Raw genomic sequence first — 12,759 nt, forward strand, 5'->3', positions numbered from 1 at the left:
TCCAATCGCCGACATGAAACGCTTCGCGATCGCGATAATTAGTTATTTTAGGGAGTAGAGATGTTCTATACAATGTCTCTACAGGGTATCATTAGAGTTATTAGAATACAGGGCAGCGGGAACATCTTGTTTCTATGCCCAATATTTCATTATTATTATGTTTTTCTTCTTCGTAGGGACGTTTTCCGCTAAGAGCGGACATGAAACGCGGAGCGACATATTTGCGGAGCATTCGCTAAGGAAAACGCATTTTTGTTATGCAACGTCCCTACCCTGCTCAACAAAATGTAGAAAAGTTTTTGAGAAATAGTATTAGAAGACACGGCAGTGGGAGCATCTTGCTCCCATGGCAAATATTTCTTTAGATACTTGAAATCTGCTGTATAATTTATATTTCCAAATGATATTATAAATCTCTGCTATGCTTTCTTTCAATTAAAAAAATATACTCCATGCAACAATTAAACCGCCAACAAATTCCGATTTTGTGTCTAATTTTTTTGCCAGTTTTATTCATGGGTATTTGCATCCTAAAATATAGTGTAAATTTTCCTTTTTCTGATCAATGGCCTCTGGCAATTATGTTTGAGAAAATATACGCTGGTAATCTTTCTTTTAGTGATTTATTTGCTCAATTCCATGAAAGTAGAAAATTTTTTCCCAGGCTAATTTTTATCGGTTTAGCTTATTTGACAAATTGGGATGTCAGATATGAAATGTTGGTAATATTTTTATTGACTTGCATTGTTTCTTTAAACATCTATTGGTTAAGTAGGTTAACTGTAAAAGGTGGTTTTGTTACTCAATTTTTTCTCTTGGCAATTTCTAATTTACTAATTTTTTCTCCCGCCCAATATGAAAACTGGCTTTGGGGAATTCAGGTTGTGGTTTATATTCCTATTGCTTGTTTGACTGGTTGTTTAGTTATTGCTCAAAAAAAATTGAGTTTAAGAACAAAGTTGATAATTTGTTTTTGTCTTTGTACGGTTAGCACTTTTTCTTATGCCAATGGAATGTTGACTTGGGTTTTAGTATTTCCAGCATTAACAATTTTAGCCTCTGGAAAATGGCAGGAAATTTTCACTAAAAATATTTGGATAATTATTGGTGGTTTCTTGGGTTTTGTCGCCAACGTAGTTGTGTATTTTTATGATTATCAAAAACCTGATAAACATCCGAGTTTTTTATCAGCAATAAGTCATCCAGTTGACACATTTCATTATTTTCTGGCTTTTTTAGGCGCTCCTTTAGCATTTGAAAATTTAACTGTGGCAACAATAGTTGGATTTTTGGTATTTGGTTTGTGGATGTTTGTCTGTTGGCAATTTTTTCGATTAGTTAAAACGGATTTTTTGTTATTACATCGTCTGATTGTTTGGCTAATAATTGGAGTTTATGGAATTATTAGTGGAGCTGTAACTGCCGTAGGTAGAGTTGGTTTTGGTGTTGGTCAAGCTTTGGCTCCAAGATATACAGCTTTTTCATTATATTTGATGGTGTCTTTGATTTATTTACTGGCTATTTTTTTGCAGGTAGCTACTCAAAACAAGACTCGGAAAAAGTTAATTAGATATAGTTCTTTATTACTTATTAGTGTTTTCTTAGTTTTACATATTAAGACTACGATTAATGCTGTAGATAGGATGAGCGATCGCCGAGTTATCTTGCTGCAAAGTAAAGCTTGTTTATTGACGATTAATGTTATCCATAAAGATGAATGTTTGGTAATGAAAAGAAGTCCTGAACTTCTGAGAAAGACTGCTAATATTTTAGATGAATTAGGTTTTTTACAACCTGGTTTAGTCAAAAGCAAAAATATTCAAGATATTGCAGAAGAGCCAAAATCAGATTTAGTTTATGGTTATTTTGATGCAATAAATAAAATTGATAATCAGACTTATATTGTTAATGGTTGGGCAATATTACCAGAAAGAGGCGAAGTTGCTGATGGAGTAATTTTGACTTATGAAAATGCCGAGGGAGAAGCAATAATATTTAAGTTAATTAATCAGAGGATGCCGAGACCTAGTGTCAGAGAATATTTTAATAATTTCAATTATTTATATTCTGGTTGGCAAAAATCTTTTTCTGTTGCAGAAATTCCTCAAGGAACAGTTAAACTTAAAGCTTGGGCGTTTGATACTGAAACTGGCAAAGCATTTTTGTTGAAAAAAAATCAGATAATTCAGAATATAAACAACTGATAGAAACTATTTTTCAGAACTATTAAGGATAGCTGATAGACTTTTATCCATACTTTTCAGCACTTACGCAAAGAAACCGGGTTTTTACGATCAATCGTTATTTTTAACAATTAATATTGACAAAAAAACCGGTTTCTGGGTTCGCCTGCGTAATATTATGTCCGGATAATTAGTTATAAAAAAACTTTCTTCTTCTTCTCCTATTCTTCCTCTTCCTTCTTTCTTTCCTCCTGACTCCTGACTCCTACCTCCTGACTCCTCCGTAGTTATTTATTTATCACTGTTCAACCGGACATGATATAAGTCGTGCTTTTAATTCTTTGAAACCTCTCAAATGTTTTTTCCTCTTTTAAAATTTTAAAAGTAATAAAGCTGATAGCTCACCGCTGAATACTTACATTATTCTGCCCTAAAAATTTGTGCTACAGTCAATTTTAATTCTGGAAAAATAGAAGATTGAATGAGTTGATTATCCTTAAATTGAGTGGATTTATACTCACCATTTTCTAATATATTAACTGTAAAAGTTGGGCTTTTAGGATAACCAATAAACTTTCTTCCCCCTAATCCCAAATAATCCACAATCCAATATTCTTCAATTCCCATTGTTTCATAAGCATCTAATTTGAGGGCATAATCATCGCTCCAATTGCTACTTAAAATTTCAATTACTAACTTAATTGACTGACCATTAATTAAAGTAGATTCCTTTTCCCAACGTGGTTCATTTTGAATAGAATTTCGGCTCACAACAATTACATCTGGTTCATAACCTGATAAATTATCAGTTTTAACAATACATTCTTTAGGAATAAAGTAAGGCAATTTTAAATGCCTAATTTCTAAACTCAATTCAGCGATTAAAAAACCCGCAATTTGAGAATGTTGACCTCTAGGTTTAGGCATTTGAGTAACTACTCCATTATGTAATTCATAGTGGTATACCGAATTTTCTGGATACCAGTTAATAAACTCGTCAAAATCACTAAAATTTGTCTGATGAAGTACCTGGATCATAATTGATTTATTCTTAATCCTTAAAAGCAGCATCTTTTTTTTGAGAGCTGAGAGCTAACAGCTAAATGTTGTTTATTATAACCCATATTTATTCTGCTTAGGTTGACAATTATAAACAAGATATGTATGATTTGTTCTAATGCCGCTAGGCGGAATTAAAAATTAAAAATTCATGCATTATTGCTTAGTAAGGCTTTTAGAATTTTGTAACTGGTCAGTTATTTCTGCCATCCTCCACTAGGAGTGATTCAATAATGGATAATGGATAATGGATAATTACCTCTTCCTTTTAGGGAGAGGATTGACGCGGTAGGGAAAAAATTTATTTTCATCCCCTTGAAAGGGGAGGCTTTCAACCTGAATTATCTAATTATTTAATTGTTTAATTGTTTCGGTAAAGACTATGAAAAATATTGATTATTCTGTAGTTATTCCCATCTTTAATGAAGAAGAAATTATCCCTGAACTCTGGCGTAGATTATCAGATGTTTTAGACAAAATTAATAGCACGACTGAAGTGATTTTTATCAATGATGGGAGTGTTGATAATTCTTTTGAACTGCTAAAAGAAATAAGTCTGAAAAATCCAGAAGTAAAAATTCTTAGCTTTTCTAGAAACTTCGGTCATCAATGTGCTTTATCCGCTGGAATAGATCATGCTAATGGCAAAGCAGTTATTCTGATGGATGGAGATTTACAAGATTCTCCTGAAGCAATTATCAGTTTTTCACGACTCTGGCAACAGGGATATGATGTGGTTTATGCTATTAGAAAAAAACGCAAAGAAAAATGGTTAAAACGATTAGCATTTAAAAGTTTTTATTACATCCAAAGAAAGTTGTCAGGAATTGTAACTCCCATGGATGCCGGAATCTTTTCATTAATGGATAGAAAAGTTATTTTAACTTTACGGCAAATGCCAGAACGCAACAAATATTTAAGTGGGTTAAGAGCTTATGCTGGATTTAAACAAATAGGAGTTTATGTAGAAAGAGGACCGCGATATCGGGGTGAGCCTAAAGTGTCAGTTTCTAAGTTATTTAAACTTGCTTTTGATGGGATATTTTCTTTTTCGACAATTCCTCTAAAAATGGCAACTATTCTAGGTTTAGTATCGGCAATTGTATCTTTTATTATTGGGTTAATTGGTCTTTACGTTAAATTTATTTTAGGGCAAGAATTTCTCTCCTGGGCTTATGGTTTAACTACTACATTTTTTATGGGAGGAATTCAACTACTTTCTTTAGGAATTATTGGAGAATATATTGGTCGAATTTATGATGAAGTTCGACAAAGACCTTACTATATTATTGACGAAAAAATTGGCTTTGATAAATGATGATGAGAATAGAAAAAAAATCCTCAATTCCCCAAAAAATATTCAATTATAATTTTCAAATTTTACATTGGATAGCGATATGTTTTGTCATATTACCTGCAGTTGTGATGGGAATATTAATTCTGACTTACAGCGTTAATATTCCCTATTGGGACCAATGGAATCTCATGCCTCAATTATTTATCAAAATCTCCCAAAATTCTTTGTCATGGCAAGACTTAATTGCTCAACATAATGAAAGTAGAAAATTATTTCCACGGCTAATTTTTCTCGGACTAGCATATCTAACTAATTGGGATGTGAGGTATGAAATGCTAGGAATATTTTTTTTAGCTTGTCTAGTTTCTCTAAATATTTACCGCCTCAATAGATTAACCGTAAAATTTAAGATATTCCCAACTTTACTCATAGCTTTTTTAGCAAATATTCTGATATTTTCAGCCATTCAATATGATAACTGGTTTTGGGGAATTCAATTGGTAGTTTTCATGCCTATTGTTTGTATTACTACTGCAATTTCAGTTGTTTATTCTCGCCTCAATCTTAAATATAAATTCTTAATTTGTACGCTCCTTTGCATCATCAGTACCTTTTCCTATTCTAATGGCATGATAGCTTGGGTAATTATTTTACCTGTACTGGCATTAGTTCCAGCAAAATCAAAGTCAGATTTACTCAAACAAAAATGGTTATTCTTAAGTTGGATAGCAGTTTTTATTAGCAATATAATTATCTATTTTTATGATTATCGTAAACCAGAAGTTAGCCCTAGTATCATACCAGCATTTCAGAACCCAGAACAAACTTTACAATTTTTCTTAGCCTTTGTTGGTTCTCCCTTGGGTTCTGGTTATCAAATATTTTCTCTGATTTATTCAACATTTATTGGTGGAGTAGAAATAGCAATATTTTTCTGTTTATTTCTTTACCTAATCAAACATATTCAAGACAATTCTCTATTAGAGAGAACCATCGGTTGGATAATGATCGGTTTCTATTCAATAGTGAGTGCTTTAATAACTTCTGTTGGCAGAGTAGAGTTTGGAATTGAAACTGCTTTGTCTTCAAAATATACAACATTTTCTATCTATCTAATAATCGCTATTATTCACTTATTTCCAATAGTTGTTAGTCATATTTATAGTCAAACATATCTGCAAAAATCCCAAGTATGGCTCCATAAAATTACTGCTGTAGTTGCTATATTGGGATTACTTCTTTTATATGGGCAATCATTTACTTACAGTCTCAAAGAAATTCAGAGTATATATCAATTAAGAATGGATGGAAAAACTTGTTTGTCATTTATTAATCTCATGGAAAATAAGTCTTGTGTGGAAGAAAATGTTTTAAGTAGTTATGATCAGATCAAATATTTAGCCAATCAACTTAATAACCTCAGAATGTTAAAACCTGGTTTAGTTATCGGCCATAATATTGAAGCGATCGCCTCAGCGGACTGGAAGTCTATCGCTACTAAAAAACAGAAAGGTCAAACTTACGGTTCATTAGATTCAATAATACTTTTAAATAATTGGTATTTTGTCAATGGTTGGGCATTTTTACCAGAGCGAAATGAACCTGCTGATGCCATTATTTTAACTTATAAAAATCAAGCAGATGATTGGATTATATTTGATATTTTAATGTCTGCTCAAATCCCCAGAGAAGGTTTAGTTCAATTATTTAATAATCCGGCATATTTTAATGCTGGTTGGGAGGCAACAATTGCTGGTAAACTATTACCAAAAGGTGAGTGGAAAATTTCAGCTTGGGCGTTTGATGCTACAGTAGGTAAAGCTTATAAATTAGATAGAAATCATCTGATTAACAAAAATTAGCCGTTGTTTATTAGTAAGCATTTAGTATTCAGCATTCAGCAATTAGCTATCAGCTTGATTAAATTTAATTATATGGGTTGAAAACTTAAACTCGTCGTTCTTGTGCTTCAATTCTCTGGTTGAAAATGTAGTAGAACTTATATCAAATCCGTTTGATTGGAGATAAAAAAAACATTCAATCGTCACAACTACTAAATCTTTGTGATTCTCTCTTCTCCTGACTCCTGACTCCTAAATACTTAACCAATCTATAACTCAGGACTTACGCAGGCGAACTCAGAAACCCGGTTTCTCGTAGAACTTTACTGTTCAAAACAACGATTTATCCTAGAAACCGGGTTTCTTTGCGTAAGTCCTATAACTGTTTAACCGGATTTGATATTACAGGGGTTTTCATTTGGGTAAACCACAGTAGGGACGTTCCATGGAACGTCCCTACAAGATTCTGGTTGTGACGTGAAGTCATCAATATGAAAAGCGCTGTAAACGAATTATTACTTGATTCATTTTTATTGCTGAGAGCTGATAGCTAATAGCTGAATGCTTACTTATTTGGTAAACTAATTGTAAACTCAGTTCCTTTTCCTAATTCTGAAGTACAAGTAATTTGACCTCCATGTTTTTCTTCTACTATTTGCCGAGAAATTGATAAACCTAATCCCGTTCCTTTTTCCACTCCTTTTGTGGTAAATAAATGCTCGAATATTTTCTGTTTTACTTCCTCAGAAATTCCCTTTCCATTATCTCCAATGCATATAATTGCCTCTTGTTTACTATTGTCAATTTTCGTAGTAATAGTAATCTGATTTGGTGCTGCCTTAATTTCTGCCAAACTTTTACCGATATTACTTTCATCTAAAGCATCAATAGCATTAGCAATCAAATTCATAAACACTTGATTTAATTGCCCTGGATAGCACTTGAGTGCTGGTAAATCTCCATAATTTTTCACCACTTTTATCTCCGGACGATTTGGGTTAGCTTTCAGTCGGTGTTTGAGAATTAATAAGGTACTATTAATTCCATCATGGATATTAAATGGAACTTTCGCTATTGTATCGGCACGAGAAAAAGTTCTCATTGATTTACTGATTTCGGCAATCCGATTAGCTCCTTCTTTCATAGAGCGAATTAATTCTGGTAAATCTTCTCTCAAATAATCTAGTTCTATCTCTTCAATTTTATTTTGAATCGTTTGACTATTATGTTCAAATCCTTGTTGATAAAGTTGTAACAAATCCATTAAATTCTGAATGTATTCACTGGCACAATCTAAGTTTCCAGAAATAAATCCTACAGGATTATTAATTTCGTGAGCAATACCAGAAACTAACTGACCAACAGATGCCATTTTTTCACTTTGAACTAATTGCAATTGTGCTTTTTTTAGTTCCTCTAAATGTTCTTGTAATTCGTAATTGGTACTTGCCAAACGATCGATCATTTGTTCTAAAATTAGATTTTTATTCTGAATTTCTCGGTCTTGATTTTCGGTTTTTTCTTGCAATTGTTTCTGGAGTCGATATAAAGTAATATGGGTTTTCACTCGAGAAAAAACTTCTTCGGCATGAAAAGGTTTAGCAATATAATCAATTCCCCCTACTTCAAATGCTTTGATTTTATCAAAAACATCATCAAGGGCACTAATAAAAATAACAGGAATATCTTGAGTGCGAGGATCGGCTTTTAAATGCTTACATACCTCATAACCATTCATCTCCGGCATTGAAATATCAAGTAAAATCAGATCTGGATAATCAAGATGAATACCTTGAAGAGCAAGTTTGCCACTAGGAATTGGACGAACAGTATAACCCTTTCTTGATAATAAACGTATTAAAAGTTGTAAATTAGCAGGGGTATCATCTATGACTAAAATATTGCCATGCTCTAAATTGATTGACGAGGAACTCATAAATTACTATTAAATAGGGAATAGGGAATAGGGAATAGGGAATAGGGAATAGGGAATAGGGGAATAGGGCATTAAATTGTTGATTTCACATCTTGAATTGATTTCATTTTTTATTTTTGGAGATGTCTATTATCCATTATCCATTATCCATTAACGACTCAACCAATTCAAAATTTTCTCATATTCAAAGCCATCACAATATTTTTGTATCGCTTCAGCTAGAGAATTATCAGATTGGCGAATTGTGGTAATTGTATTAGCAATTTTTGCTAAATTTCCTGTCAGCAAACCATCTTTTAGTTGTTTTTTTAATTCTTCAGATAATACCCCGACTTTCTGTTCAATAGATTCAACAGTTTCCTCCTTTTTTTTCAGTTGAATTTCGTTTTCCTCATACACATAGCGCACTCCTAAATATTCTGCCATCTTGTGAAAAATATCTACCTCCCGAAATGGCTTTCTCATAAAATCATCGCATCCTGCCGATAAAACTACTACCTTTTCTTCTTCCAATACACTAGCTGTCAGAGCAATTATTGTTGTTGCTTGTCCTTTAGCTGTAGCCTTGATCTTTTTTGTAGCTTCATATCCATCCATCACTGGCATCCGCATATCCATCCAAATCAAGTGAGGTTGCCAATCATTCCATATTTCTATTGCTTGTTGTCCATTAACAGCTTCTTTGAGTTCAAATCCGAAAGGAGAAAGGAGTTTAATTAATAATTGACGATTCAGAGGTTTATCATCCACTATTAAAATCCGATATCTGGGTTGATTGGGTTCCAAGGCAATAATACGACGTTGGGGAATTTGGGTCTCAACAACTTCGCCTTCGGTGACAATGGTAGCTTTGATTTCAAAGGTAAAAATCGTTCCTTTGTTAAGTCTGGAGCTAACATAAATATCTCCTCCCATTAGTTGGACAAATTTGCGAGAAATTGGTAATCCTAATCCCGTTCCTTCTTGAGCTTGTTTTCCCGTTTCGGTTTGGGTAAAAGCTTCAAAAAGTTTATCCAGTTCTTCTGCTGCAATTCCAGATCCAGTATCTTCCACTTCAAAGATAATTTTAGTAGGATTAGATGGGGGAGATTTTTGAGCAACTCTAAGAGAAACTCCTCCAATAGAAGTAAATTTAATCGCGTTATTAATAATATTAATTAAAACCTGACGTAATTTTAGATCATCGGTGCAAATGTATTGAGGAACATCATTAGTATGCTCAAATAAAAGTTGTAAACCTTTTTCTTCAGCTTTGATGTACAGCATATCTTCAATATCGTTCAGCAGACGATGGAGATCAAAGTTTTTCTGATTGAGAGTCATACGTCCGGCTTCAATTTTAGAAAGATCGAGGACGTTGTTAATTAAAGTCAGAAGGTGTTCGCCACTACGACTGATAATACTGACATTTTCAATATGTTCTTTGGGAAGGGTTTGGGAACGAGTCATAATTTGAGCAAAGCCAAGAATTGCATTCAAGGGAGAGCGTAACTCGTGACTCATATTAGCAATAAAGGCACTTTTGGCATGATTAGCTTGCTGGGCAGTTTCTTCAGCTTCTTTGTAACGGGTAATATCTTGAAAAATACCAATAATTCCCATCACCTCACCCTGAACATCATAGAGTGGGACTTTACTCGTTTCCAACCAACCTTGTTTGCCATCCCCTTGTGTTATCGGTTTGACAATTCCTAATTCCGGTTTTCCAGAATCCATTACTTCGCGATCGCTCTTAATATAAAAATCTGCTTCTTCCCGACTCCACGGCATCTCATAATCAGTTTTACCCACAACCTTCTGAGGTGTCATGCCAACCACCGAAGCAAAGCTCTGATTACACCCCAGATAAACATTTTCTCGATCTTTCCAAAAAATAGATTGGGGAATATTGTCGATCACCAAGTTAAGCAACTGTTGCGACTTTGATAATTCTTGAGTCCGCACCTCTACTTTTTGCTCTAGGTTTTGAGAGTAGTCTTGCAATTGTTTAAACGACGCTTGTAGCTGTAAAGCCATGTGCCTAAACGAGTCCGCTAACTGCCCCAATTCATCCCCGCGATTTGTGGGTAGCGCTTCATCCCATTTTCCATCAGCCAAACGGCGGGCAACCTGATTCAGATGCAAAGTTGGCCGTACCACTACTGATTGGGCGAGCCACCAAACTAATGGTAAGGAAACTAGCAAAACAACTATGAAAATCCCTCCCGCAACAGCTAACGCTCCCACTGCACTCTGAGTCACAGTAGTAGCGTCCATCTCAATTACAAGAATGCCGTCAGAAAGCCCCAATTGACTTTTAATTGGTGCATAACCATACAAAACAAATTGCCCGGCATCATTGGTGCGGATAGCATTTTCGGTAATTGGAGCCTGAATTTCTGTATTCTGCTGTAAGCGTGGTGGTAAATTCTGGGGCACGTCTCCAAACTTGGCAAGCGGTTGCTTGAGATATTGAGAATCTGCTGCATAACTTAAAACAACTGTGTAACGTTCATCTCGAAAACGTAGGGTATAAAGACGAACGATATCTGGATCGGACGCTTGAATTTCCTTAAGTCGCCGCTGATTAAAGATGTAGTAAGCTGTACCAACATCTTCGGGCTCGTTAATTAAAGCATGATAGTCGCTATCAATTTGACGAGCTGCCAAGCTGGTGATCCCCAAAAGGCGGTCTTGCAGTGCGACTTGCTGCGATATCCTTAGTTGCCAATAGATTGCGATCGACAGTGCCCCCGCTGTGAGAGCAATCAATCCAGAATAAGTGATAACCAGTTTGCTACTAAGATTCCAATACATAATTTATTATCTCCTCAACTTAACGATCCAATCCTAAACTCTTCCGGTAAAATGCTTTTTGAGAATCTCGTCCCATTTTATTGGTGAGAGCTTCCCATTCCTGGGTAATCCTCGCCATAGCTTCATCCCGGCTAATCTTCCCCGCAAGAAAATCCGAAACTGCTGCATCTAGCAGTTCTCGCTGATAATTATAGTTTCTAGGAATAGTCAAATCAAGTACCACATTAGGACTGTTCAGACTAGCGCCAATTGCTCCCAAATAGGTGCTGGCGACGGCAGGAGTCATGCCTGCTGCAATCCAATTCTGAGAATCAGAAAATTGCGAAAGACGATAGGGATTCAAGCCCGATCGCCCATTTGTTACATCTATATTGGAGCGATCGGGCTGGCTAATATAAGAAATAAAGGCAACTCCTGCTGCTTGAACTTGGGGATCTGCTGCACTATTAATCGTTCCAACCCAGCCAATAGCTGCTGTAAAAGGGGCATGATTTACCCCATTAATTGCAAACGGACAGGTGAATTTATCGCATTGTACCAATTCTCCGGTATCCCAATTGAGGACTTCAGTAGCTCCCGGCATAATGGTTGTACCAAACTTATCTTTAACTTTCGAGCTTGGTAAGAGTGCCAATGTGCCAATATCTCCATGATCCATTGATAGGGCACAACGGCCTGCAACGAAGGCTTGACGACCGTCATTTAAACCCCATTCCATTTCATCGGGAGCGCCATACTCATTGCTTGCTTTGTAAATATCGAGAGCTTTCGCAAAGGCGACATTATTCGTCATGGGTTTCATCGTATTGGGGTCAAAGAAAATCCCCTGTTTGGTTCCCTGAGACTGCAAAAGAGAAGCTGCGATTGACCACATTGCCCAATAGGTAACATTTCCCGGCTTTTTTGCCAAGCAAGATCCATAATCTGGTTCCCCATCATTATTTAAGTCTTTGCCATGAAAATACTTAGCAATTTTGAGATAATCATCCCAAGTCTTGGGTGGCTCAAATCCTGCTTCAGCGAGTAAATCTGCTCGATAATACATGAGGTGATAGTTGCCATCAATGGGAATCGCGTAGATTTTATTGGCATAAACGAGACCGTATTCCTGAAAAAATGGTGCAATATCGTTCCATGCTAAACTTGAATCTTGATTGACATATTCTGTTAAGTCTTTGAGGTAACCAGATTCGATATAGTCTGGCATCCAATTTGAAGTCATAATCATAACATCGTATTGATTGCTACCCGTTGTCAGATCCTGCAAAATTGTTTGATATAGTTCAGAATAGCCAGCACTCTTAACCGTAATCTTTGCCCCTGTTAGTGCTTCAAATTCATCAGCTCGTTTTTCCACAGTCGCAGCAACAGGTTTACTGAGGGATATTACTTGGAGATCAATTCCATCAAATTTATTCGGTTGGGATAGAGAAGTTTTTGGTGATGTCGAAGATTCGTCTTGTTCAGTTGGTGATGTTGTTTTGCAGCCAACAGCGAATACACTTAAAAAAAGTGTCGCCAAAAGCAGGGAGCGAAGTTGACAAATAGGCAATTTACTACAGATTACAGAAACCCATAAAAATAGTTTTTTATTCATTGTTCTCTTTTGATTATTGACATTTTTTAGTTAGTAAAATACTTCGACTT

7 protein-coding genes are annotated in these 12,759 nt (G+C 35.3%); 3 read left to right on the plus strand and 4 right to left on the minus strand.

The features are described from left to right. Positions 1–452 precede the first annotated feature (452 nt). On the plus strand, positions 453–2,204 hold the full coding sequence (locus tag F6K40_RS22325; protein ID WP_293139302.1) for a hypothetical protein: 1,752 nt from the start codon (positions 453–455) through the stop codon (positions 2,202–2,204). A 399-nt stretch (positions 2,205–2,603) separates the two neighbouring features. On the opposite strand, the gene F6K40_RS22330 is transcribed toward F6K40_RS22325, so the two are convergent. Next, on the minus strand, positions 2,604–3,221 hold the full coding sequence (locus tag F6K40_RS22330) for a Uma2 family endonuclease (RefSeq protein ID WP_293139303.1): 618 nt from the start codon (positions 3,219–3,221) through the stop codon (positions 2,604–2,606). 403 nt (positions 3,222–3,624) lie between these two features. Between F6K40_RS22330 and F6K40_RS22335 the strand changes: the two genes are divergently transcribed. After that, positions 3,625–4,560 (plus strand): glycosyltransferase family 2 protein, encoded by a 936-nt coding sequence (locus F6K40_RS22335; RefSeq protein WP_293139304.1) that lies wholly within the window; start codon positions 3,625–3,627, stop codon positions 4,558–4,560. After that, complete coding sequence (locus F6K40_RS22340) at positions 4,557–6,401, plus strand: hypothetical protein (RefSeq protein WP_293139305.1); 1,845 nt, start codon at positions 4,557–4,559, stop codon at positions 6,399–6,401. Before F6K40_RS22335 ends, F6K40_RS22340 begins: the two co-directional genes overlap by 4 nt. Positions 6,402–6,945: 544 nt before the next feature. Here the strand turns inward: F6K40_RS22340 and F6K40_RS22345 are convergent. From F6K40_RS22345 to F6K40_RS22355, 3 genes are all read right to left on the minus strand, one after another. Beyond that, positions 6,946–8,316, minus strand: coding sequence for a hybrid sensor histidine kinase/response regulator (locus tag F6K40_RS22345; protein ID WP_293139306.1), 1,371 nt, complete (start codon positions 8,314–8,316; stop codon positions 6,946–6,948). 150 nt (positions 8,317–8,466) lie between these two features. After that, positions 8,467–11,112 (minus strand): ATP-binding protein, encoded by a 2,646-nt coding sequence (locus F6K40_RS22350; RefSeq protein WP_293139307.1) that lies wholly within the window; start codon positions 11,110–11,112, stop codon positions 8,467–8,469. Positions 11,113–11,131: 19 nt separating this feature from the next. Next, on the minus strand, positions 11,132–12,709 hold the full coding sequence (locus tag F6K40_RS22355; protein ID WP_293139308.1) for an ABC transporter substrate-binding protein: 1,578 nt from the start codon (positions 12,707–12,709) through the stop codon (positions 11,132–11,134). Positions 12,710–12,759: the final 50 nt, after the last annotated feature.

Origin of the sequence: Okeania sp. SIO3I5 (assembly GCF_010672085.1) — a bacterium.
Taxonomy (GTDB): Bacteria; Cyanobacteriota; Cyanobacteriia; order Cyanobacteriales; family Microcoleaceae; genus Trichodesmium.